This is a genomic window from Micromonospora sp. WMMD812 (genome assembly GCF_027497215.1).
Lineage (GTDB): Bacteria > Actinomycetota > Actinomycetes > Mycobacteriales > Micromonosporaceae > Micromonospora.
In genome coordinates, this window is record NZ_CP114904.1 from 3,941,835 (window position 1) to 3,963,330 (window position 21,496).

Below are 21,496 nucleotides of genomic sequence, written 5' to 3' on the forward strand. Positions count from 1 at the left end.
GGCGACTGTCCGTGATGCCCGTACGGCGCGCCGATCCCGTGCGTGGGACGGTTCACCTCGCCGCGGCACGTACCCGGTGCCAGCGGGCCAACAGTCCGCCCTCGGCGGCGACCTCCTCGCTGGTCATCGCGTATCCGATGTGGTCCCGCCACGCACCGTCGATGTGCATGTAGCGCACGTGGTACGACTCCTCGCGGAACCCGAGCTTCTCCACCACCCGGCGGGACGGCCGGTTCTCCGGCCGGATGTTGACCTCCACCCGGTGCAGCCCGCCCGGGCCGAAGGCGTGGTCCACGGCGAGCGCCAGCGCGGTCGGGATCACGCCGCGCCCGGCCACCCGGTGGTCCACCCAGTAACCCACGTATCCGGAGCAGAACGCCCGCCGGACGATGCTGCCGACGTTGAGGTGCCCGACCACGCGCTCCTGCCCGTTCTCGCGCAGGCAGACCGCGAACGGCATCCCCTCGCCGGTACGCGCCGAGCGGCGCTGGTCCCGGTGCACCCAGCGGAACGCGGCCGGGGAGTTCAGCTCGTCCCAGTCGCCGGGCAGCGACGCCTCCCACGGGGCCAGCCAGCTCTGGTTCGCCCGCCGCACCTCCGACCAGGCGGCCGCGTCCGAACGCCGGTACGGCCGCAGCACCACCGGACCGTCCACGAGGACGGCGGGCCAGCCGGGCGGTCGTCCGGTTCCGAAGAGGCTCACGGGCGGGACCCTACGCCCGCGACCGCGGATCTCGCGAGCACGGACCGAGCGTCCCCGGTCGCTGCCCGCCGGGTTCGCGCACCCGACGGCCCGGCCCTCCGTGGACGGCGGCGGGGCTCGCGGGTCCGGTCATCGTCGGCGGTCCAGCAGCAGGACGTCCACCGTGGACCCGGCGGCGGCCGTGGTGACCCGCTCGCCGAGCACGAGCAGGCCGTTGGCCTCGGCCAGCCCGGAGAGGGTGAACGGCCCGCCACTCAGCGGCTGGACGGTGTAGCCGCCACCGCGTCGCTCGGCCACGTGGGCGGGGCGGAACTCGCGCAGTCCACCGGGCGACGACACGGTCTCCAACAGGTGTGCCCGGACGCTGGGCCGGAACACCGGCTCGGCTCCGGCCAGCAGTTGGATCGCCGGCCGGGCCAGCACCTCGAAGCCGATGAGGGCCGCACCGGGGTCGCCGGGCAGGCAGACGACCGGCACCTCCTCGGCCCCGACGGTGCCGAACCCGAGCGCGGTGCCCGGGTAGAGCGCCACGTCGGTGAAGGCCACCGGCCCGGCCCGGCCGCCCTCCCGACGGGAGAGGATCCGCCGGACCATGTCGCCGGGGCCGGTACCGGTGCCACCGGTGGTGATGATGAGGTCGGCGCGCAGGGTCTGGTCCTCCAGCAGCCCGCGCAGCCCCTCCGGGTCGTCGTCGCAGATCCCGACCCGGTACGCCAGCGCGCCCGCCTCGACGGCGGCCGCGGTCAGCGCGTGCGAGTTCGCGTCCACCACCTGGCCGGGCTGGCTCCCCCGGCCCACGTCGACGAGCTCGTCGCCGGTGGCCACGATGACCACCCGCGGGCTGGGCCGCACCACCACGTGCCCGATACCGGTGGCGGCGAAGACCGCGACCAGCGCCGGGGAGACGTACGTGCCGGCGCGGGCCAGCACGGTGCCGGCGGGCACCTCCTCGCCGGCCCGGCGGAGGCCGTACCCCCGCTTGGGGGTGCGGTAGATCTCCACCGCGGCCATGCCCTGGTCGGTCCACTCCACCGGGACCACCACGTCCGCGGCGACCGGGAGCGGCGCCCCCGCGGCGACCGAGAAGCACGAGCCGGGGGTGAGCCGGACCGGTCGCCAGCTCGCCGCGCCGAGGTCACCGACCACATTGAGGCGTACGGCCCGCCCGCCGGCGGCCCGGCCCGCGCCGGAGATGTCCTCCCAGCGGGCCGCGTACCCGTCCACCGCCGCCTGGTCGAACGCCGGGAAGGCGTGCGGCGCGACGACGTCCTCGGCGAGGACGTTGCCGTACGCCTGGGTGAGGTCGAGGTCGAGCGGAGGCAGCGCGCGTAACCTGCGCAGCACGCTGCCCAGGTAGTCGGCGAGCGGCGTCAACTCGTTCGCGGCCGCCTCGGCGTCGGCCGTCGCGGTCATGTACCAGATCCACCCGACGCGTCGGAGTTGACGAAGTCGACCAGCCACTTGCGGAACTCGGCGCCGAGGTCGTCGCGCTCGACGGCGATCTGCACCACCGTCTGGAGGTAGCCCAGCGGCATGCCGGTGTCGTAGCGGATGCCCCGGTAGACGATCGCGTGCACCGGCGTGCCCTCGGTGCGCAGCAGCTCCATCGCGTCGGTCAGCTGGATCTCGCCGCCGCTGCCCGGCTCGGTACGCCGGATCGCGTCGAAGATCGTCCCGGGCAGCACGTACCGGCCGAGGACGGCGAGGTTGCTCGGCGCGTCCTCCGGCTTGGGCTTCTCCACCATGCCGGTGACCTTGACGACTTCGCCGATGTCGGTCAGCTCCGCCTCGGCCGGCTCGACCGAGGCGATGCCGTACCGCTTGGTCTCGGCCGGGTCGACCTCGAAGAACGCCAGCACCACGCCCCCGGTGCGGGCCTGGAGCTCCAGCATGGCCGGCAGCAGGGGCTGGTCGAGCTTGACGAACTCGTCGCCGAGGAGCACCGCGAAGGGCTGATCGCCGACGTGTGACTCGGCGTACCCGACGGCGTGGCCGAGGCCGAGCTGCTCGGGCTGCCGGACGGTGTAGATCTCGGCCAGCTCGCTGGGGCGCTGCACTGCGGCCAGGATCTCCGGCTTGTTCTCCAGCCGGGCCTCCAGGTCGGGACGGCGGTCGAAGTGGTCCACCATCGAGGTCTTACCCCGTCCGGTGATCAACAGCACGTCGTTGATGCCGGCCTGGGTGGCCTCCTCGACGATGTACTGCAACACCGGCCGGTCGACCACCGGCAGCAGCTCCTTGGGCACCGCCTTCGTCGCCGGCAGGAACCGGGTGGCCAGACCGGCGGCAGGGATGACGGCCTTGACCGCGTGAGTACGGCCGGTCGCGGCGGCCGTACCTGAGGAGTTCGCTGAGTGCACCGACATGCCGCGAGACTATCGGCCACGGCTCTGCCGCGGCGGGTGTGGCCCGGAAGACGCGCCGCCGCCCGGGGTCGAACGCGGGGAACCGGGCCCGGCCCGGGCGACGTCCGGGCCGGTGAGCGCCGGGCCGAGCGAGTCGTCGGTGGTCTCGACCTCGGCGGGCGCCGGTTCGACACGCGCGGTGACCTCGGCGGCGCACGCCGCGGGAACCTCGGCGCGGAGCGGCACGGCCGGCTCGGGCCGGGTCGACGCGGCCGGTTCGGATCGGGTCGACGCGGCCGGTTGGGATCGGGTGGGCACGGCGGGTTCGGGCCGGGTGGGCACGGCGGCACGGCCGGCGCGGGGCAGGCCGTCCGGCGGGCTCATCGCGCCCGCCGGCACCGGCAGCTCGCGCGCGAACAGCGCCCGGCGCGGGCTGACCCGGTAGGTGTCCCGGCCGGCGGCCTTGGCGGCGTACAGCGCGTCGTCGGCGGCGTCCAGCACCTGCTGGCCGGTGCTGGCGTGGTCGGGGTAGACGGCGATGCCGATGGAGACGGTCACCCGGATCGGCACCGGGGAGCCGGAGTGCGCCTCGACCGGGACGGAGGTGTCCCGGATGGCCGCGCCGAGCCGCTCCGCGACGATCGCCGCTCCCCGGGCGTCCGTCTCCGGCAGCAGCAGGACGAACTCCTCCCCGCCCTGCCGGAAGGCCAGGTCCACCTCGCGGATCTCGCCACGGACCCGGCGGGCGAACTCGGCCAGGACGGTGTCCCCCGCCGCGTGCCCGTAGGTGTCGTTGACGTCCTTGAACCGGTCCAGGTCCAGTGCAAGCACGCTGAGCATCCGGCCGAAGCGGCTCGCCCGCTCCACCTCCCGCCGGATCGACTCGCGCAGGTAGCGGTAGTTCCACAGCCCGGTCAGCGGATCGGTGAGGGACAGGCGCTGCGCCTCCTCGTGCACCCGGACGTTGTCCACCGCCACCGCCGCATGACCGGCGAAGGTGCGCAGGGTGACCAGGTCGTCGTCGTCGAACTCGTCCGCGCCGAGCCGGTCGTAGAGGGCGAGGACGCCGAGGGTCGCCGGGACGCCCGCCTCCCCGCCAATCCCGAAGCCGACGCCGCCGGGCAGCTCGGCGGTCGGTGTGTCGTCCGCGCCGTACCCGGCGCCCGCCGTGGCCGCGCCGGCCGGACCGGGTACCGCGTCCACGGGCGGGCCGACCGGGCCGGGCACCGCCACCCCGTCGGCCGTGCCGCGTCCGCCCGTCGCGGCGGGCCCGTCCGCCGGACCGGCCCCGGCCGGGACGCCGGACGAGCCGAGCCCGGCCGAGCCGAGCCCGGCGGGGGCGGCGAACGGGACCGCGACGTACGTCCGGCAGCGCGGCTCCCCCGGCGGCACGTCGGCCGGTTCCATCCGGCCGCACCGCGGCTCGCCCGTGGCCGCGACCGCGCCGAGCACGCCGCTGCCGACCGGCACCCGTAGGGTCGTCGGGGCCTCCCCCTCGGGCCAGCGCCCGTCGAGACCCTCGGCGCACTGCGCCACGAGCAGCCCGCCGGAGTCGACCAGCAGCACCGCTCCGGCCCGGGCGCCGGTCGCCGCGATCGCGCTGTGCAGGATCACCCGCAGGATGCGTTGCAGGTCGTGGGTGCTGGCGAGGGTGTCCCCCAGCACCGCCAGGTGGCCGCGCAACTGGTCCCGGCTGCTGGTCAGTGCCGTCACGTACGAGCCGGTCTCCCGGGTCATGCGGTTGAAGGCGCCGGCGAGCCGTCCCACCTCGTCGCGGGTCCGGACCGGGACGCGGGCGCTCAGGTCGCCGTGCGCGACCCGGTCGGCCGCGGCGGCCAGCTCGACCAGTGGCCGGGTGGTGACCCGGGCGAGCCGCCAGGCGGCCAGCACGGCGAGCAACGCGGCCAGCACCACGGCGGCGACCAGCGTGGTGTGCAGCCCGGGCGGCTGGTCGCTCGGCACGGAGAGCACCAGCGGCAGCGGCTGGGTGGACGAGGGCCCGATCCGGCGTACGTACCGACCGTCGTCGGTCTCGCTGACCTGCTCGCCGTCGAGCGTGCCGGCGGCGGCCAGCACCGCGTCGCGTACCTCCCTCGACTCGGTGGTGTGGGTGACCCGCGCGGGCCCGGTGCCGTCGTCGAGGAGGGTGACCGCGACGCCGGTCACCGCGGCCAGCCGGGCCACGAAAGCCGGGTCGACCGGTTGCGCCGCGGTGACCGTGCCGAGCGTCGTGCCGGCGCGGTCCCGCAGGTCGACCCGGGCGGTCAGCGCCCCGACCGGGCCGTCAGCGGGTGCCGGGCCGGCGCACTCCTGCCACGGCGTCGCGGGCGGGCCGGGCGTGGCGTAGGTGATCTCGCCGACCGTGTCCCGCACCACCACCGCGGCGGCCAGGCCCCGGCTGACCACCTGGCCCGCGGTGCCGGCCCGGTCACCGGCGGCGAGCGCGACCGCGTCGGCCGCGGCGCGCAACTGCTGGCAGAGGGCGTCCACCGAGGTACGCACGGTCGCCGCGGCCACGGCCAGCCGCTCGGTGGAACGGCCGCGGTCGACGGCGTCGACGGTCGAGGCGACGAAGAGGGCGCCGAGCAGGACCGGGCCGAGGACGACCGCGAGGAAGGCCGCCGTCAACCGCCCGCGTAGCGTCACTCGGTTCCCCCCGGAAGTTCCGCCTCCGATGCTGCGATGCTGACACAGAGCAACCATGGGAGAGGCGTTGCGTCAGGAGTGTTGCGTGCCGGAATTTTCTGATGAAGCGGAAGTGACCCATGTGGCGAAACGCGACATGCGTACGGCTCTGCTCGCCCGCCGGCGGGAACTGAGCGCCCGGGCCCGGGCGGCGGCCGCGGCGCGCGTCCAGGCCGAGCTGGTCGCTCTGGTACACCGGCTGCGCCCGGTCCGGGTGACGGCGTACGTGCCGGTCGGCTCCGAGCCGGGCGGGCCGGAGCTGCCGGAGGCGCTGCGCGCCGCGCTGCCGCCGGGCGGCGAGTTGCTGCTGCCGGTGCTCCGCCCCGACCTGGATCTCGACTGGGCCCGCTACGACGGGGCCGACTCCCTCGCCGCGGCCGGCCGGGGGATGCGTGAGCCGACCGGGCCGCGGCTCGGGGTGGGGGCGATCACCGACGCCGGGCTGGTGGTGGTTCCGGCGCTGGCGGTCGACCGGCGTGGGATTCGGCTGGGCCGGGGCGGCGGCTCGTACGACCGCGCGCTGGCCCGGGTGCCGGCACCGACCCTGACCGTGGTCCCGCTGCACGACGGGGAACTGGTCGCGGCGGTGCCGGCCGAGCCGCACGACCGTCCGGTACGCGCGGTGGTCACCCCCACCGCCGGGCTGCGTACGCTGGACGCCGCCCCGCCGTCCCTGCCACGTGTGGGGGGTGCGTCCGGCGGGTCCGGTGCGTCCGACGAGGCTGCCGCGCCGGGTGCGCCGCCGAGTGTCGCGCCCCACACGTCCGCTGGACGAACCCGGGGCGCATGACGCACCATTGGCACTCGAATGCGCTGAGTGCCAACCGGCCGAGTCCAGAACCGGAGGAGAACGTGCCCACGTACCAGTACGCCTGCACCGCGTGCGGCCACCAGCTCGAGGCGGTGCAGTCCTTCTCCGACGCGCCGCTGACCGAGTGCCCGGCGTGTGAGGGGCGGCTGCGCAAGGTCTTCAACTCGGTCGGCATCGTGTTCAAGGGCTCCGGCTTCTACCGCACCGACTCCCGGTCCTCCGGCGGTGGCGACACCGCGTCGAACGGTGGCGCCGCCAAGCCCGCGAAGTCCGAGTCGTCGTCCGGCTCGACCACGTCGACCACCACGTCCACGTCGTCGTCGAGCGGTTCGTCCAGCGGCGGGACGACCAAGGCCCCGGCCGCCAGCGGCTCCAGCTCCGCGTCCTGACCTCGGGGCTCCCGCCGTCTAGCACAGCGGGACAGCGCACGGGAGTTGTCCACAGGGCGGGCCGTTGTCCACAGCCCGTCGCTACCCGGCCGGGCCGCCGGCCCACCAGCCCGTAGCGTGCCGCCCATCGGGTGCCGCTTCGGCGCCCGGCCGAGGGCGGGAGGCGTGTGATGGCCGGCGGAGGCACGGGCAGGGCAGGATCACTCCGCCCGGTACGCCGGCCGCACCTCCCGCGCGGCAGCGCACTGCTCCGCGCCAGCCTGGTCGCCGTGCTGCTCGGTCTCGCCGCAGTCTTGCTGCACACCCCGCCCGGCTGCCCGCCGACCCCGGTGGCCGCGCCGACGGCGTCCCCGGCCGCACCGGGCGCGGCCAGTGGCACGGACAAGGTCGCCGGGCCGGAGCCGGTCGACCGGACCGGCGCGGCGGACCGCTGCCGTTGCCCGCCGGCGCGGTGGGCGTCCCGGTCCGCCTGGCCGAGCCGGCCGCGCTCGCGGTGGTCCGGCGGGGCGCCCGGGTCGACCTGCTCGCGGTGCCGGCCGGCGGTCGCCCCGCCGAGGCGAGCCTGCTGGCAACCCGGGCGCTGGTGCTCGACGTGGTGGGCGCCGGCGCGACCGACGGCTCTTCCGCGCTCTACCTCGCCCTCGCTCCCGACCAGGCGCAGCGCACCGTCGGCCAGCCGGAGGGCAGCCGGTTCGCCGTCGTCGTACGCGACTGAGGGTCCGTCAGTCCCAGTGCGGGGGGCGCTCGGCGAGCAGCCAGTCGTCGTTGCCGCCGGTCCGCTCGCCCCAGCCGCGGTCGGTGTCGTCGGCCGTCTGCTCGGGCAGCACCTCGAAGTCGTCGCTCAGGTCGACCGTGCGGTTCTCGTCGCCGCCGAAACCCGGGTCCTTGGTGCTCACGACCGGCAAGGGTAGCGCAGGCCCGTCCGCCGCCCCGGCCGCCGAGCCGGTGCGCCCGGTCCGGCGACGGCCGCGTCCCCCGGTGAGCGGGCCCTGGCGTTGGTAGCGTCGGACGGCGTGACGAACCCCACCGGCGGCAGTTCCCCGGACGACTACTGGCGGCGGCCACCGGCCGGCAGCGAGGGGCTGCCCGACCAGTCCGCGGCCCCCACCGGCGGCAGCGGGGCAGCTGGCGGCTACACCGGGCCGCCACCGAGCACGCCGCCACCGGCCGGTTGGCGGCCACCCGTACACCTGCGCCCGGCCCCGCCGCGGAGCCTGCCGCCGCAGGACATGGCCGCGCTGGACGCGGCGGAGCAGCGGGCGCAGCGGGTCACCTACGGCTTCGGCGCGCTGGCCGGGGTGGTGCTGGTGATCCTGGTCTGCGTGCTCTGTTCCCGGATCATCTTCTGAGCGCCGGCCGGCCGCCGCTCGAGGAGGCCGGTCCGGCCGGCAGGGCGGTCAGAGCGTGGTGCCCCAGACGGTCTCGGCGCCGGAGTGCCCGGTCAGGAAGACGTAGACCAGCGAGGCGATCGCGAGCGCGACCACGGCGACCGACAGGACCGGGGTGACCAGCGGCGGCAGCTTCGGCACCCGCCGGTGCCCGCTCGTCGCGACCAGCAGCAGGAGGACCACGATGCCGAGCGGGAGGACGAGCCGGAACAGGATGTCCCCGTACCGGGAGTGCTCGAAGATCTGATCGAGAATCGGCCCCTGGAAGCCCCGCGCCACCAGCGCGTCGGTGAGGGCCTCACCGGACTGGATGGCGACGAACGCGGTCAGCGGCGCGAGCACGGCGAGGATCCCCACCGCCCAGTCCAGCCGGGGCCGCCAGCGGGGCAGCCCGACGTACGCCACGGCGAGCACCGCGAGCAGCGGCACGAACACCACGACCGCGTGCACCACCAGGACGTGGACCGGCAGGCCCTGGATCTGCTCGAACATCGGCACCTCCGGAAGGATCTCGGTTCGCGGTCAGCCAGCCTACGGTTCGCCGGTCCGCCCGCCCAGGCTCTCGTCCGGCTACACGCAGGCCGTCCCGGTCCGGTTCAGGGGCCGGAGCCGGTGTCGGGCTGTGGTCGGGGCCACGCCTCACCGTCGGAAGGTTGTCGACGCAGGTCGCGCGTGCTGTCATTGGCGCATGTCGAACGGCGAGGAACTGCTCCGGTCGAGGGGCCTGCGGGTCACCCGGCCGCGCCTCGCCGTGCTGGACGTGCTGGCCGCGGGCGGCCACCTGGAGGTCGACGAGATCACCCGCCGGGTGCGGGAGCGGCTCGACTCCGTCTCCACCCAGGCGGTGTACGACGTCCTCGGCGCACTGTCCCGGGCCGGCCTGTCCCGTCGGATCGAGCCGGCCGGCAGCCCTGCCCGTTATGAGGCCCGCGTCGGCGACAACCATCACCACGTCGTCTGCCGGGGCTGTGGCGAGATCGCCGACGTCGACTGCGCCGTCGGCAGCGCCCCCTGCCTCGACCCGAACGTCTCGCACGGCTTCGAGGTCGACGAGGCGGAAGTGACCTTCTGGGGGCTCTGCCCGACCTGCCAGGCCCGCCGCACCGCCGACGAGTGACCCGCGCCGCCGGCGCATGGCACTCTTGGTCGGTGGACTCCGATGACCTAGGCCTCTTCGGTCCGGGTTCGGTCACGTGGAAGCTGCACGAGGAGCCGATCCTGATCGTCGCCGGCCTCCGCTCGCTCTACCTGCAGGCGCTGCATCCCCGCGCGATGGCCGGCGTGGCGCAGAACAGCAACTACCGCACCGACGCCTGGGGTCGCCTGGTCCGCACCGCCAACTACGTCGGCACCACCGTCTACGGCACCACGGCCGAGGCGGAGGAGGCCGGTCGCCGGCTGCGCCGCCTGCACGCCCGGCTCCGGGCGACCGACCCCGTCACCGGCGAGCAGTTCCGCATCGACGACCCGGACCTGCTCCGCTGGGTGCACGTCACCGAGGTCGAGTCGTTCCTGGACACCGCCCGGCGCGCCGGCCTGCCCCTGACGCCCGCCGAGGCGGACGGCTACTACACCGAGCAGCGCCGCGCCGCCGCCCTGGTCGGCCTGGACCCGGCCACGGTCCCGGGCACCGCCGCCGAGGTGGCGGACTACTACCGGACGGTCCGCCCACAGCTGCGGATGACCCGGGAGGCCGCCGAGACCGCGCTCTTCCTCACCGCGCCGCCGCTGCCGTGGAAGCTCAGCCTGCCGGCCCGGCTCGGGCTCACCCTAGGCCCGCCACGGTGGGCGTACCTCGGCATCGCCGGCACCGCGCTCGCGCTGCTGCCGGCCTGGGCCCGCCGGATGTACGGCGGACTCGGGTTGCCCAGCACCGCCCTGTCGGCTGATCTGACCGTGCGGACGCTGCGGCTGGCCCTCGCCGCGCTGCCCCGCAACTGGCGGGAGGGGCCGTTGCAGCAGGCCGCGAAGGCGCGCGCCGCCCGCCGCACCGCCGCACCGGCCGAGCCGGATGCCGAAAGGCACGCCGGAAGCCTGGCCCAGCCGTAGACCGACTCGCGAGCAACAGCGCGGGCCGAGACGCGAGCCGGAACGCGGGCCAATGCGCCGGCGACGCCATCCCCAGCCGGCGGCTGAGCCGGCCGGCGGCGAAACCGGATCTGAGCCGGTTCTGGCTCGGCCTCACGTCGACCGGGCGAGGTCGGGCCGCGCCGGGCCTAAGTCGACCCGGCGCTCAGGCCGCGCCGGGCCCCGCGTCGGCGGGGCGCTCGACCGCGGCCCACGGCTCCTTGCCCGGCGTCTGCGCCCCCGCCGGGCAGGTGCGCCGGTAGTCGCACCAGCCGCACCGAGGGCTCGGCGTGGTCGGGAAGGCCTCGTCGGGATCTCGGCCGTCGGCGACCGCCCGCTCGGCGGCCATGATGTCGCGGGCCGTCTCCTCCGCGCGGTCGACCTGCCGGGCGAGCGACTCGACGGTGTGGTCGTGCCCGGCCACCGTGCCGGTCGGCAGGTGGTGCAGCTCGACCCGGCGGCACGGCCGGCGGAAGACCCGCTCGGCCGCGTACGCGTAGAGGGCCAGGGCCTGCGAGCCGCGCGCGTCGTCGGCGTCCAGCCCGGTGCGGCCGGTCTTGTAGTCGACGATGACCAGCTCGGGACCGTCGGGCCCGGGGCGGGAGTCGATCCGGTCGGCCCGGCCGTTGAAGGCCAGCACCGCGGTCTTGACCGCCACCACCCGCTCGACGCCGAGCGGGTCGACCCCGGGCTCCAGCGTGTCGACGTAGGCCTCCAGCCAGCCGAGCGCCCGCCGATAGGCGGCCCGCTCCTGCTCGTCGTCGCGGTAGCCCTCGCGCACCCAGGTGCCCCGGAGCAGCCCGGCCAGCGCCTCCGGCCGGCGTCGCTCGGGGGACAGCGCATACCAGTTGCGCAGGGCGGTGTGCACGCTGGCGCCGAGCGAGTTGTGCGCCCAGGGCGGCCCCTTCTGCGGCGCCGGACGGTCGACGTAGGAGTAGCGGTAGCGGCGGGGGCAGTCGGCGTAGGCGCCGAGCTTGCTCGGCGTGCACACGAAGAGCCGCTCCGGCATGCCCTCGAAGCCGAGCTGCTCGGCCTGCCCGTCGCGGGGGCGCGGCGCCCGGCCCGCGGGGGACGGTCGGCCGGCTGGAGTGGGTCGTCGCACGCCTGCGATCCTGCCATCCACGTACGACAGCCGGCCCGGCGCGCTCAGTTCATGTTCACGTACTGCGTGACGAACGCGGCCACCGCGTCGGCGATGAGCTGCACGGCGATCGCCGCCAGCAGCAGGCCGGCGATGCGGGTCAGCACCTCGATCCCGCCCGGCCGCAGGATCTTGACGATCCCGCCGGAGAAGCGCAACGCGATCCAGACCGCGATCATCACCGCGACGATCCCGGCGGCGATCGCGACGTAGTCGGTGGCGCCCTCGGCCTGCTGGACGAAGAGCATCGTGGCCACGATCGCACCGGGGCCGGCGAGCAGGGGCGTGCCCAGCGGCACCAGCGCGACGTTCGACGTGGACGGCCCGCTCGGCTCGTCGCCCTTGCCGGTCAGCAGCTCCAGGGCGACCAGCACCAGCAGGAGACCACCGGCGGCCTGGAGCGCCGGCAGGTCCACGTGCAGGTACTCGAGCAGGGTCTGACCGGCGACCGCGAAGATCACGATCACACCGAGGGCCAGCGCGACCGCCTGCCACGCTGCCCGGTTGCGGTCACGCGCGGGCAGCGGGCCGGTCAGCGCGACGAAGATCGGCAGCATTCCCGGCGGGTCGGTGATCACCAGCAGGGTCACGAACACCTCGCCGAAGAGCTTCAGATCCACCTGATCAACCTAACGGCGGCTCTGAGCGGCGATCCGGGGATCAGCCGGAAGCGACGCCGGTCACCCCACTGGCCTCGGCGACGATCCGCTCGTACGCCTCGGTGGCGGTGGTGAACGCGCCGAGCCGGACGGTCTTGTGCGTGCCGTGGAAGTCGGACGAGCCGGTGACCAGCAGCCCCAGCTCGGCGGCGAGCGCGCGGACGTGCGCCCGCTCGTCCGGGGAGTGGTCCTCGTGGTCGGCCTCCAGCCCGGCGAGCCCGGCGGCGGCCAGCTCGGCGATCAACCCGCCCGGCACCACCCGGCCCCGGCGGGTGGCGCGCGGGTGGGCGAAGACCGGTACGCCGCCCGCCGCGCGGACCAGCCGGACCGCGTGGAACACGTCCAGGTCCTCCTTGGGCAGCCGGTAGCGTTCGCCCAGCCAATCCGGCCCGAAGGCCTCGCTGGTGCTGGTGACCAGGCCGACCCGGATCAGCGCCTGCGCGATGTGCGGCCGTCCCACCGTGCCGCCGGCCGCGCCCGCCAGGATCTCCGGCCAGCTGATGTCGACGCCGTCGGCCCGCAGCAGGTCCACGATCCGCTCGCCGCGCGCCTCCCGCGCGGCCCGCACCCGGGCCAGCTCGGCGACCAGCTCCGGGTGGTCCGGGTCGAAGAGGTACGCCAACAGGTGCAGTGGGACCGCCGGCTCCGCGCCGAACCACCGGCAGGAGAGTTCCGCGCCCCGGACCAGGCGGAGCCCCGGAGGCAGCGCGGTCAGCGCGGGCGCCCACCCGGCGGTGGTGTCGTGGTCGGTGATCGCCACCACGTCGAGCCCGGCGTCGGCGGCGGCGCGTACCAGCTCGGCCGGGCTCAGCGTGCCGTCGCTGGCCGTGGAGTGGGTGTGCAGGTCGATCCGGTCGGCCGGTCCGGTGGGCGGAATCACCGCTCGGACGCTACCGGGCGCTCAGGAGCCGGTCACGACCACGGGAGGGTTCTTCGGGCCGGCGCCGGGCATCGGGGTCGCCGCCGCTCGCTTGCCGGCCATCACGTCGTCGACCCGTAGCCGCACCAGCTGGCCCGAGCCGTCCACGTACGCCGCCTCCTCCCCGGACGACCAGGTCACCGCACCGGTCACCGGCGGGCCGGCGGGTCGGGCCTGCGGGTCTTTGCCGATCCGGGAGAGGTCGACCAGCAGGGCGCTCGCCGTGCGCCCCTCCGTGCCGTTCACGAGCAGCCACCGCCCGTCCACGGAGACCGCGCCGAGCCCGTCGCGACTCAGCGTGGGCCCGCACCCGGTGCTCACCGGGGCCAGTTCGCGGCTCGGATCGAGCAGGCCCAGGCAGGGGCGGTCGGCGCTGCCGCCGGGGACCTGCGCGACCACCCGGCCGTCGGGCAGCACCCCGTACAGGTTCAGGCTGTCCCGGTCGCGGCCCTCGGCCAGCGGGCCCACGGCCGGACGCCACAGGGTGTGACCGGGCCGGGCCGGATCCGGCCGAACCAGTACGGCGTCCCCGAGGAAGCCGACCGGCACCGCCGTCGCCGGCGCGGGAGTCTTCACCGGCGAGATGAGCTGCGTGCCGACGATTCCGGCCGCGAACAGCTCGGCGCCGTCCCGCCAGGCCACCTGCCGCCCACCGGCCGCCACGGTGATCGCGTCCGCGCCGGCCAGCAACACCTGGGCGGCGCCGTCCGGAGACACGGCCCAGAGCGTGCGGCCCGCGGCCGTGGGCGCGCCGACCACCATCCAGCCGGCGTTCTCGGGCAGCCGCTGGGCCCGGTCGGCGGGGCCGATCCCGGCCAGCGGCACCTGCTGCCCGTCGGTGGCGGCGAGGGCGTTTCCGACGATCACGTCGACCCCGGACGGCGGCCGGTCGAGCTTCGGCGACTCCGACGACGGAAGCGGATCGGGTCGGCCGGAGGCATTCGGGTCGCCCAGCACCACCGTCGGCTGGGTGGGCCGGCGCGGTTCGGCGCCGAGCTGGGCCATCCCGGTACTGACCGCCACCACCGCGACGGCGGCCATGGCCAGCCCGGTCAGGGTGCGCTGGCGCTGGATGCGCCGAGCCCGGCGGATGGCCAGACCCGCGGGGTCGGCGGCGAGCGGCCGGGGCATGGCGACCTGCCGGGAGAACGTCTCCCGCACCGCCCGTTCCAGCTCGTCTTGCGTCACCTGGAATGGACGCGTCGGGGCGTCCGTCGGGTTGTCACTTCGACGCGGGTTCGCGCTCACCGCTGCTCCCCGTGCGGGATGCCGGCCGGTACGACGGGCATCGGCGCGCCGCGGAGGGCGACGGCCGGGACCGGGACGTCCTCGGCGGGCGCGCCCGCCGGGTCCTTGGCCGGACGGATCACCGCCGGGGCGTCGGCGGGCTGGTCGCCACGCCCGGCCGTCGGCGCGGTGGCCTCCAGGCCGACGGTCGGGTCGAACGGGGGTGCGGCCGGCAGTACGGACGGCTCGGACGACCGCGCCACGGGGGCAGCGGACGGCGATCCCGAGGGCACGGCCGGCCGTAGCCGCCCCGGTCGCGGTGCCCGCACCGGCGCGGGCGTCGACTCGGCGGGCAGGTCGAGCGCGGCCTCGGCACCCATCCGCCGCCGCAGCGTGCCGAGCGCCCGGGAGGTCTGGCTCTTCACCGTGCCCGTCGAGATGCCGAGCAGCGCGGCGGTCTGCGCCTCCGACATGTCCTCGTAGAAGCGGAGCACCAGGACCGCCCGCTGCCGGGTGGGCAGGGCGCTCAGGTGCCGCCAGAGCACGTCGCGGTCGAGCTGCCGCTCGATCTCGTCGGCCGCAGGCAACTCCGGCAGCACCTCGGTGGGACGCTCGCCGTGCCAGCGACGTCGCCACCAACTGGTCGACGTGTTCACCATCACACGCCGGGCGTACGGCTCGATCGCCTCGATCCCACCGAGCCGCTTCCAGGCGAGGTAGGTCTTGGTGAGCGCGGTCTGGAGCAGGTCCTCAGCGGTGGGCCAGTCGCCGGTCAGCAGGTAGGCGGTGCGCAGCAGGGCTCCGGAGCGGGCCGCGACGAACTCGCGGAACTCCTCCTCCAGCGGATCCCTGCTCGCCACCGCTCACCTCCATGACCTGGCCGTCCTGGCAGGCTGCCATGACCGAGGTGCCCAGGTCGACGGCAAAAGGTGCTCATTTCATCGGTTGTTCGGACCGAAACGGTCAAGCGCCGTCATCCGCCTTGGCCTCGTCCTGCTCCTTGCCCAACCGGGCCTCGACCGCCTGCGGCTCGTACATCTCTTCCACCACACGCAGGTAGAGCTCGTTCGGGTTGGGTAGGTTCTTGATCTCGCGGAGCGCCTGCTCCTGGCCGGCCGACTCGAGCACGAACGTGCCGTAGTTGAGGGCCCGGCCGCTCGGGGTCTGCTCGTACTTCATGTCGGTGACCCGGACCAGCGGCATCATGGCCACCCGGCGGGTGATGATTCCGTTGACCACCATCACCCGCTTGTTGGTGAGGATGAAGCGGTCGTACCACCAGTCGGCGACCTTCCACGCCACCCAGCCCATCACGGCGAACCACAGCAGCACCGCGACCGTGGTGAGCGCGCCCACGTCCTGGCCGGCGAGGAAGCCGGAGAGGTAGCCGAGCACGAAGGTCGCCGCGATCCCGATGAGGATCGGGGTGGCGAGGTGGATCCAGTGCCGCTTCCACTCCCCGCGGTAGCGCTCGGTGGGGAAGAGGTAGCGGGCCACCAGTGAGCTGGGCTCGTCCTCCAGCGGCAGCACCCGCCGGGGCGTGTTTCCCGCGGCGTCGGCGCGCAGACCGGCCAACTCGTCCTCGGAGATCGCCGGCGGCTGGTAGCCGGCCTCCGGGTCGCGGATCCAGGACCGCCCGGAGCGGCCCTCGCCGGCGTAGCCGGGCCCGTCGCCGTAGCCGACGTCGTCCGAAAGGGAGGGACCGTCGGAGAGACCCGGGCCGGAGCCGTAGCCGGGACCCTCCTCCGGGGGAACCCGGGGGATGGGCTCGGTGTCACGTTCCCGGCGTTCCCGATCGGGGTCGTCGGGGTCGAACGGTGGACCGGCGGGGCTGCCCATGGGCGGTCAGGCGACGAGGCTGGTGAAGAAGTCGCCGAAGCCCTGGGCGATGTCCATGATCCCGCCGCCGAGCGACTTGAACACGTCCGCGGCGGAGTTCGGCCGGTAGGCGACGAAGAAGATCAAGAATGCGATACCGGCCCAGGTGAGGACCTTCTTGACCATGGCGGGCCATCCTCTCGCGCGGCGCCGGGTCCCATTACCGCAGCGGCACCCAGAGTATCAGTGTGGTGTCGTACAGTGAATATCTGCGTCCGTTCTCCGCCATTCCGGGACGGTTGTCAAGCCTTCCCGTGCAGGTACGGAGACGGTGCGCCGTACACGAGTTCGGGCGGTGTCCACTCGGTCAGGTCGTGCAGCACGACGTCCTCCGCGAGCAGATGCCCCGCACTCGCCGGCCAGGCTATCGCATGCAGCCACATTCCCCGAGCCTCGCCGGCGTACGCGCTTCGATCCATCGGCGAATGCACCAGCCACAGTGGAGTAGGGTGTCCGGCCACCCGGATCCGGGCCTGGCCGACGTGCTCGGGGTGGCCCGGGCCGGGGTCGGTCAACGCCTCCGCGAGCTGCGGTCCGGGGTCCGGCCCCGCCATCCCGGCGAGCCGGGTGCCCAGGCCGACGCCCGGCTCCTCGGCGACGAAGACCAGGTCGGCCGGGCCGCCGCCGAGCGGCGCCGGGCCCGCGCAGGCGACCGCGGTGGCCCGTACGCCGGTGCGGTCGTCACCGGCGTACGCCACGCCGGTCATCGTCCAGCCCGGCGGCAGCGGCCACGGGCACCAGAGCGGCGCGGCCGCCCGCCGTGGCGGGTCCGCGGCCGCCACGACGCGCTCCACCACGCTGGCCACGATCTCGGCTCCGATGTGCTCCGGCACGTGCAATGGCGCCACCGGCCCGCACCGCACGCACCGCGATTCGCTGTGCATGAGGTCCGGTGACCGGACCGGGCCCCCGCATCTGGGACAACTCACCGCGACACTCACATCCCCACCGTCACCCCGCGGGGCGGGGCCGTCAAGCGGAGCGGAGGTTTCCGTGCCGGGTCCGCCACGATCCGGTGGCGGTCGATCGTGGCGCCCGGGGCGGAGCGCCGGGCCACTGATCCGCTGAGGGTCAGTCCGGCGGCGGGCCGGCGTGCGCCCGGATCCACGCGTGCATGGCGATGCCGCTGGCCACGCCGGCGTTGATCGAACGGGTGGAGCCGTACTGGGCGATGGAGAAGAGTTGGTCGCAGGCGGCACGCGCCGGAGCCGACAGGCCGGGCCCCTCCTGGCCGAAGAGCAGCACGCAGCGCCGCGGCAGGGTCGTGGTCTCCATCGGACGCGAGCCGGGCAGGTTGTCGATGCCGACGATCGGCACATCGTGTCCGACCGCCCAGGCCACGAACTCCTCGATCGTCTCGTGGTGCCGGACGTGCTGGTAGCGGTCGGTCACCATGGCGCCGCGCCGGTTCCACCGCCGCCGCCCCACGATGTGCACCTCGGCGGCGAGGAACGCGTTCGCGTTGCGGACCACCGTGCCGATGTTGAAGTCGTGCTGCCAGTTCTCGATCGCCACGTGGAAGTCGTGCCGACGCCGGTCCAGGTCGGCGACGACCGCCTCCCGCCGCCAGTAGCGGTAGCGGTCGACCACGTTGCGCCGGTCCCCCTCGGCGAGCAGCTCGGGGTCGTATCGCGGGTCGTCCGGCGGGTCGCCCGGCCAGGGGCCCACGCCGACGTCGAGCTGGTCACCGGTCACGGTCACCAGAGGGTACGGACCGCGCGGCCACCGGACGAGGCCGCCCCGCCCGTCGACGGCCGCGGCGGACGCCGGTCAGCGCAGGCCCAGCGCGTCGCCGAGCCGGTCGAGGAAGCGCCGGTCGGCCGGGGCGGGCCCGTCGCCCACGACGCGCACCCGGCCGGTGGGCACCGCCCGGCAGACGCGGGCCGCGACCGACTGCACCCACTGGCGGTACGCCGCCGAGTCGGCGGGGTCGGCCCGACGGTCGAGGACCCGGACCGCCGCCCGGCAGGCCGCGAGCAGGTCCACCAGGTCGGTGTTGCCGTCGTCGCCCGCCGGCCCGCCGTCGTGCCGCGCGTAGATCGCGGAGACCACGGCGCGGACCAGGTCGCTGTCGAAGGACCGGCCGGCGGCGACCGCGTCCAGGCCGGCGAGCCCCTCGGCGACGCCCCGGCGGGGCCGGCCGGGGCCGGGCGCGGCGGAGACCACGATGACCCGGCCGGGCAGGCTGGTGAGCAGGTCCCACTCGGCGGCGGAGTAGACGGCGGTGGTCAGCGGTGCGGCGCGGCGGCCGGCAGAGGGCGGCTCTCCGGCGACGGAGTGGCTCATGGGGACCTCCGGCGCCAGCATATGCACCCGGATCGCGAAAAGGGCCCCATCCCGCCGCAACACGGCGGGGCGGAGCCCGACACTCGCCGACGGCTGCCCCGGCGGTCCGGCGCCACCGACCCGGCGGCCCCGAGGGGCCGCTCCTCGGTCAGCGCGGCTCGGGGAAGCTGGGCCGCTCCGGATCCACGCCCTCGGGGACGCCCGCGGCCGCGTACTCCCGCTTGGGAACCATGACCCGGCGGCGGAAGACGCAGACCATCGTGCCGTCCTGGTTGTAGCCGCGGGTCTCCACCGACACCACGCCCCGGTCCGGCTTGGAGGCCGACTCCCGCTTGTCCAGCACCGTGGTCTCGCCGTAGATCGTGTCGCCGTGGAAGGTGGGGGCGACGTGCCGGAGGGACTCGACCTCCAGGTTGGCGATCGCCTTGCCGCTCACGTCGGGGACGGACATGCCGAGCACCAACGAGTAGATGTAGTTGCCGACCACGACGTTGCGCTTGAACTGGCTCGCCGACTCGGCGTAGTGGGCGTCCATGTGCAGCGGGTGGTGGTTCATGGTGAGCAGGCAGAAGAGGTGGTCGTCGTACTCGGTGACGGTCTTGCCCGGCCAGTGGCGGTAGACCGCGCCGACCTCGAACTCCTCGTAGTAGCGGCCGAACTGCATCCTTGTCCCCTTCGACGGGCGGCGATGGAGTTCGGCACAGCATGCCTTATCGAGGGTTAAGGCGACCGGCGGGGCGTGGGCCGCGCGGAAAAGTCACACCGGCCACAACCGAGGGGAGACGCAATGAGCGGCGGGGCCCTCCCCGGCACCCGCCGCCCACGCTCTGATGTGAAAGATTCTGCCGTACGCGCGTCCTGTCCCAACAGAGACCGCGGTCACATTTATGATTTCGTAACAATACGCTGCGTTATCAGCGGCGCGCCTGGGAGCGATCTCCGCAGGCCGGATAGCTCCTTGTCAAGCGTCGCGTCGTCGATTTGCGCCGGCCAATGCCATGGATCCCCTTGGAAGCGCTCCCATCACGATTGGTCACGCAAGTGCGACCTGCATGTGCGTTCCGCAGCACCGGACCGTAGGGACGGGGGTCGATGACCGGGCCGCGCCGAACGTCGCCCCGGGTGACACGTTTCACCCCCGCCGAGGTGGGAATGCGATGTGGTCAGCCCTGGTTCTACGGAACGTAGGTAATCTGCGGTGATCGGAGAGTGCAATGGCAACCGTTGAGCTGACCACGGCGAACTTTGACGAGGTGACCAGCAACGACGGCATCGTGCTGGTCGACTTCTGGGCCGACTGGTGTGGCCCGTGTAAGCGGTTCGCCCCGGTCTACGAGCGCTCCTCGGAGAAGCACCCGGACATCGTCTTCGGCAAGGTCGACACCGAGGCGCAGCAGGCGCTGGGCGCCAAGTTCGACATCCGGTCGATCCCGACGATCATGGCCATCCGGGACGGCGTGATCGTCTTCGCGCAGCCGGGCGCCCTGCCCGAGTCCGCGCTGGAGAACCTGATCGAGCAGGTCGAGGCGCTCGACATGGATGACGTCCGCAAGCAGCTGGCCGAGCACAAGCACTGAGCCGGCGCACCACGCACGGCACCCACGGCCGGGCCCCACCAGGGGCCCGGCCGTCGTCGTACGCGGCAGGCAGGTTTGACCGTCGGACGGACCCGGTCAAGGCGGCGTTTCCCGTATCGTCACGATCCTGATGGAGACCTTGACCACTCGCGGGCGGGCCGCCCGGCTCGGCGTCACCGCGCTCGGCTTCGCCGTGCTCCTCGCCGGCACCCTCTGGGGCACCGACGACGACTTCCCGTTCGGCCCCTTCCGGATGTACTCGACGTCGAACCCTCCGAACGCACCGGCGCCGGACACCCGGGTGGAGGGTGTGGACGCCACCGGCGCGGTGGTCGGTCTCGGCCAGGAGGCGACCGGCATCCGCCGGGCGGAGATCGAAGGCCAGCAGGACCGCTACGCCGGCGACCCGGCGCTGCTCGCCGAGGTTGCCGACGCGTACGCCGAGCGGCACCCCGACGCCCCCGACCTGGTCGAGGTCCGCATCGTGATCCGCTGGTACGGCATCCGGGAGGGGCGCCCGACCGGCCGCTACACCGACGAGACGGTGGTCCGCTGGCAGGCGGAGCGATGACCCGCTGGTTGACCGAGCCGGTGCCCCGCGGCCGGGTGGCCGCCTTCCGCACCCTGATCTACCTGTTCGTCGCGGCCGACCTGGTGGTCTTCACCCCCTGGGTACGCACCCGGGTGAGCGTGCCCGGCGAGCTCTACCAGCCGCTGCTGGTCGGGCGGCTGCTGCCGCTGCCGACGCCGACCCCGGCGCTGGTGGCGGTGATCTTCTGGGCGCTGCTGGTGCTCTCCCTGCTCGCGGCCACCGGGCGGGCGCCCCGACTGCTCGGCTGGGCGGTCTGCGCGCTGTACCTCGAGTGGATGATCATCGCGATGAGCTACGGCAAGGTGGACCACGACCGGGTCGGCCTGCTCGTCGCGCTGGCCGTACTGCCCACCGCCGGGCGGGCGCGGCACGGCGACCCGACCCGTACGGAGGCGGGCGGCTGGGCGCTGCGGGTCACCCAGATCGCGGTGATCTGCACATACTTCCTGGCCGCCTGGGCGAAGTTGCGGTTCGGCGGCCTCGACTGGCTGACCGGGTCGGTGCTGGCCCGGGCAATCATCCGGCGCGGCACCGAGCTGGCCGACCTGATCGCCCAGGTGCCGTACCTGTTGATCGTCGCCCAGTTCGGCATCGTCGCCTTCGAGCTGGCCAGCCCGCTGGTGTTCCTGCTGCCCGAGCGGTGGCGGCTGGCCATGGTGGGCTTCTTCTACTCCTTCCACGTGGTCACCGTCGCGACCATCACCATCTCGTTCGCCCCGCACCTGGCGGCGATGGCGAGCTTCCTGCCCCTGGAACGGATCCGCCCGGTCGAGTGGCTGCGCCGGCGCCGTGGCGCCCTCCCCGGCGGGCCGGCTCAGCGACCGGCTCG

General features: G+C 74.5%; 24 protein-coding genes and 2 pseudogenes. 9 read left to right on the top strand and 17 right to left on the bottom strand.

What is annotated here, in order from left to right:
* Positions 1-52: 52 nt before the first annotated feature.
* The 4 genes from O7603_RS18060 to O7603_RS18075 all read right to left on the bottom strand — a co-directional run bounded on the left by O7603_RS18060 (position 53) and on the right by O7603_RS18075 (position 5,694).
* The gene (locus O7603_RS18060) at positions 53-703 is read right to left on the bottom strand and encodes a GNAT family protein (RefSeq protein ID WP_281570979.1); all 651 of its coding nucleotides are present in this window, start codon (positions 701-703) and stop codon (positions 53-55) included.
* Between the two features lie 129 nt (positions 704-832).
* Positions 833-2,116 (bottom strand): gephyrin-like molybdotransferase Glp, encoded by a 1,284-nt coding sequence (gene glp / locus O7603_RS18065; protein WP_281570980.1) that lies wholly within the window; start codon positions 2,114-2,116, stop codon positions 833-835.
* Positions 2,113-3,069, bottom strand: coding sequence for a UTP--glucose-1-phosphate uridylyltransferase (locus O7603_RS18070; RefSeq protein WP_281570981.1), 957 nt, complete (start codon positions 3,067-3,069; stop codon positions 2,113-2,115). The genes glp and O7603_RS18070 overlap by 4 nt, the downstream gene beginning before the upstream one ends.
* Before the next feature lie 9 nt (positions 3,070-3,078).
* On the bottom strand, positions 3,079-5,694 hold the full coding sequence (locus tag O7603_RS18075; protein WP_281570982.1) for a diguanylate cyclase: 2,616 nt from the start codon (positions 5,692-5,694) through the stop codon (positions 3,079-3,081).
* Between the two features lie 85 nt (positions 5,695-5,779).
* Between O7603_RS18075 and O7603_RS18080 the strand changes: the two are divergent.
* The 3 genes and pseudogenes from O7603_RS18080 to O7603_RS18090 form a co-directional block, all read left to right on the top strand.
* Positions 5,780-6,391, top strand: a pseudogene (locus O7603_RS18080) (5-formyltetrahydrofolate cyclo-ligase); the annotation flags it as partial.
* 194 nt (positions 6,392-6,585) lie between these two features.
* On the top strand, positions 6,586-6,933 hold the full coding sequence (locus O7603_RS18085; protein ID WP_281570983.1) for an FmdB family zinc ribbon protein: 348 nt from the start codon (positions 6,586-6,588) through the stop codon (positions 6,931-6,933).
* 436 nt (positions 6,934-7,369) lie between these two features.
* Positions 7,370-7,648, top strand: coding sequence for a hypothetical protein (locus O7603_RS18090; RefSeq protein WP_281570984.1), 279 nt, complete (start codon positions 7,370-7,372; stop codon positions 7,646-7,648).
* A 7-nt stretch (positions 7,649-7,655) separates the two neighbouring features.
* On the opposite strand, the gene O7603_RS18095 is transcribed toward O7603_RS18090, so the two are convergent.
* Positions 7,656-7,829, bottom strand: a complete 174-nt coding sequence (locus O7603_RS18095; RefSeq protein ID WP_281570985.1) for a hypothetical protein — start codon at positions 7,827-7,829, stop codon at positions 7,656-7,658.
* A 117-nt stretch (positions 7,830-7,946) separates the two neighbouring features.
* Here O7603_RS18095 and O7603_RS18100 point away from each other — a divergent pair, with 117 nt between their 5' ends.
* Positions 7,947-8,282, top strand: a complete 336-nt coding sequence (locus O7603_RS18100) for a hypothetical protein (RefSeq protein WP_281570986.1) — start codon at positions 7,947-7,949, stop codon at positions 8,280-8,282.
* Positions 8,283-8,330: 48 nt separating this feature from the next.
* Here O7603_RS18100 and O7603_RS18105 read toward each other — a convergent pair whose 3' ends face one another.
* Entirely contained in the window at positions 8,331-8,813 is a 483-nt protein-coding gene (locus O7603_RS18105) for a DUF2231 domain-containing protein (protein ID WP_281570987.1), read from the bottom strand.
* Positions 8,814-9,009: 196 nt separating this feature from the next.
* Here O7603_RS18105 and O7603_RS18110 point away from each other — a divergent pair, with 196 nt between their 5' ends.
* Both O7603_RS18110 and O7603_RS18115 read left to right on the top strand, forming a co-directional pair.
* Entirely contained in the window at positions 9,010-9,438 is a 429-nt protein-coding gene (locus tag O7603_RS18110) for a Fur family transcriptional regulator (RefSeq protein WP_281570988.1), read from the top strand.
* Positions 9,439-9,470: 32 nt separating this feature from the next.
* Positions 9,471-10,370, top strand: a complete 900-nt coding sequence (locus tag O7603_RS18115; RefSeq protein WP_281570989.1) for an oxygenase MpaB family protein — start codon at positions 9,471-9,473, stop codon at positions 10,368-10,370.
* A gap of 184 nt (positions 10,371-10,554) precedes the next feature.
* On the opposite strand, the gene O7603_RS18120 is transcribed toward O7603_RS18115, so the two are convergent.
* The 11 genes from O7603_RS18120 to O7603_RS18170 all read right to left on the bottom strand — a co-directional run bounded on the left by O7603_RS18120 (position 10,555) and on the right by O7603_RS18170 (position 19,162).
* Positions 10,555-11,490, bottom strand: coding sequence for a PD-(D/E)XK nuclease family protein (locus O7603_RS18120; RefSeq protein WP_281570990.1), 936 nt, complete (start codon positions 11,488-11,490; stop codon positions 10,555-10,557).
* 44 nt (positions 11,491-11,534) lie between these two features.
* Positions 11,535-12,149: a MarC family protein gene (locus O7603_RS18125; RefSeq protein WP_281570991.1), complete on the bottom strand. Its 615-nt coding sequence runs from the start codon at positions 12,147-12,149 to the stop codon at positions 11,535-11,537.
* Positions 12,150-12,189: 40 nt separating this feature from the next.
* Positions 12,190-13,068: a PHP domain-containing protein gene (locus O7603_RS18130; RefSeq protein ID WP_281570992.1), complete on the bottom strand. Its 879-nt coding sequence runs from the start codon at positions 13,066-13,068 to the stop codon at positions 12,190-12,192.
* A gap of 21 nt (positions 13,069-13,089) precedes the next feature.
* Positions 13,090-14,295, bottom strand: a complete 1,206-nt coding sequence (locus O7603_RS18135) for a hypothetical protein (RefSeq protein WP_281570993.1) — start codon at positions 14,293-14,295, stop codon at positions 13,090-13,092.
* Between the two features lie 56 nt (positions 14,296-14,351).
* The gene (locus O7603_RS18140) at positions 14,352-15,194 is read right to left on the bottom strand and encodes a SigE family RNA polymerase sigma factor (RefSeq protein WP_281570994.1); all 843 of its coding nucleotides are present in this window, start codon (positions 15,192-15,194) and stop codon (positions 14,352-14,354) included.
* Positions 15,195-15,297: 103 nt separating this feature from the next.
* The gene (locus tag O7603_RS18145) at positions 15,298-16,173 is read right to left on the bottom strand and encodes a PH domain-containing protein (protein WP_281570995.1); all 876 of its coding nucleotides are present in this window, start codon (positions 16,171-16,173) and stop codon (positions 15,298-15,300) included.
* A 6-nt stretch (positions 16,174-16,179) separates the two neighbouring features.
* The gene (locus O7603_RS18150; RefSeq protein ID WP_007455302.1) at positions 16,180-16,338 is read right to left on the bottom strand and encodes a hypothetical protein; all 159 of its coding nucleotides are present in this window, start codon (positions 16,336-16,338) and stop codon (positions 16,180-16,182) included.
* 116 nt (positions 16,339-16,454) lie between these two features.
* On the bottom strand, positions 16,455-17,153 hold the full coding sequence (locus O7603_RS18155; RefSeq protein WP_348651023.1) for a DUF6758 family protein: 699 nt from the start codon (positions 17,151-17,153) through the stop codon (positions 16,455-16,457).
* Positions 17,154-17,283: 130 nt separating this feature from the next.
* Complete coding sequence (locus tag O7603_RS18160; RefSeq protein ID WP_281570997.1) at positions 17,284-17,907, bottom strand: RNA methyltransferase; 624 nt, start codon at positions 17,905-17,907, stop codon at positions 17,284-17,286.
* Positions 17,908-17,982: 75 nt separating this feature from the next.
* A complete protein-coding gene (locus O7603_RS18165) occupies positions 17,983-18,519 on the bottom strand; it encodes a hypothetical protein (RefSeq protein WP_281570998.1) in 537 nt (178 codons plus the stop codon).
* 127 nt (positions 18,520-18,646) lie between these two features.
* Positions 18,647-19,162, bottom strand: coding sequence for a MaoC family dehydratase (locus O7603_RS18170; protein WP_281570999.1), 516 nt, complete (start codon positions 19,160-19,162; stop codon positions 18,647-18,649).
* A gap of 550 nt (positions 19,163-19,712) precedes the next feature.
* On the opposite strand from O7603_RS18170, the gene trxA reads away from it, so the two are divergent.
* The 3 genes and pseudogenes from trxA to O7603_RS18185 form a co-directional block, all read left to right on the top strand.
* Complete coding sequence (gene trxA, locus O7603_RS18175; protein ID WP_281571000.1) at positions 19,713-20,075, top strand: thioredoxin; 363 nt, start codon at positions 19,713-19,715, stop codon at positions 20,073-20,075.
* Between the two features lie 130 nt (positions 20,076-20,205).
* On the top strand, positions 20,206-20,646 hold the full coding sequence (locus O7603_RS18180; protein ID WP_281571001.1) for a hypothetical protein: 441 nt from the start codon (positions 20,206-20,208) through the stop codon (positions 20,644-20,646).
* Positions 20,643-21,452: pseudogene (locus O7603_RS18185) on the top strand (MFS transporter permease); the annotation flags it as partial. The gene O7603_RS18180 and the pseudogene O7603_RS18185, both read left to right, overlap by 4 nt.
* Between the last annotated feature and the right edge of the window lie 44 nt (positions 21,453-21,496).

Bases quoted from the DNA above. Each gene is read 5' to 3' on its own strand.
- glp (WP_281570980.1), bottom strand. From the start codon at position 2,116: ATGACCGCGACGGCCGACGCCGAGGCGGCCGCGAACGAGTTGACGCCG.
- O7603_RS18070 (WP_281570981.1), bottom strand. From the start codon at position 3,069: ATGTCGGTGCACTCAGCGAACTCCTCAGGTACGGCCGCCGCGACCGGC.
- O7603_RS18105 (WP_281570987.1), bottom strand. From the start codon at position 8,813: ATGTTCGAGCAGATCCAGGGCCTGCCGGTCCACGTCCTGGTGGTGCAC.
- O7603_RS18110 (WP_281570988.1), top strand. From the start codon at position 9,010: ATGTCGAACGGCGAGGAACTGCTCCGGTCGAGGGGCCTGCGGGTCACC.
- O7603_RS18145 (WP_281570995.1), bottom strand. From the start codon at position 16,173: ATGGGCAGCCCCGCCGGTCCACCGTTCGACCCCGACGACCCCGATCGG.
- O7603_RS18150 (WP_007455302.1), bottom strand. From the start codon at position 16,338: ATGGTCAAGAAGGTCCTCACCTGGGCCGGTATCGCATTCTTGATCTTC.
- O7603_RS18165 (WP_281570998.1), bottom strand. From the start codon at position 18,519: ATGCTGGCGCCGGAGGTCCCCATGAGCCACTCCGTCGCCGGAGAGCCG.
- O7603_RS18170 (WP_281570999.1), bottom strand. From the start codon at position 19,162: ATGCAGTTCGGCCGCTACTACGAGGAGTTCGAGGTCGGCGCGGTCTAC.
- trxA (WP_281571000.1), top strand. From the start codon at position 19,713: ATGGCAACCGTTGAGCTGACCACGGCGAACTTTGACGAGGTGACCAGC.
- O7603_RS18180 (WP_281571001.1), top strand. From the start codon at position 20,206: ATGGAGACCTTGACCACTCGCGGGCGGGCCGCCCGGCTCGGCGTCACC.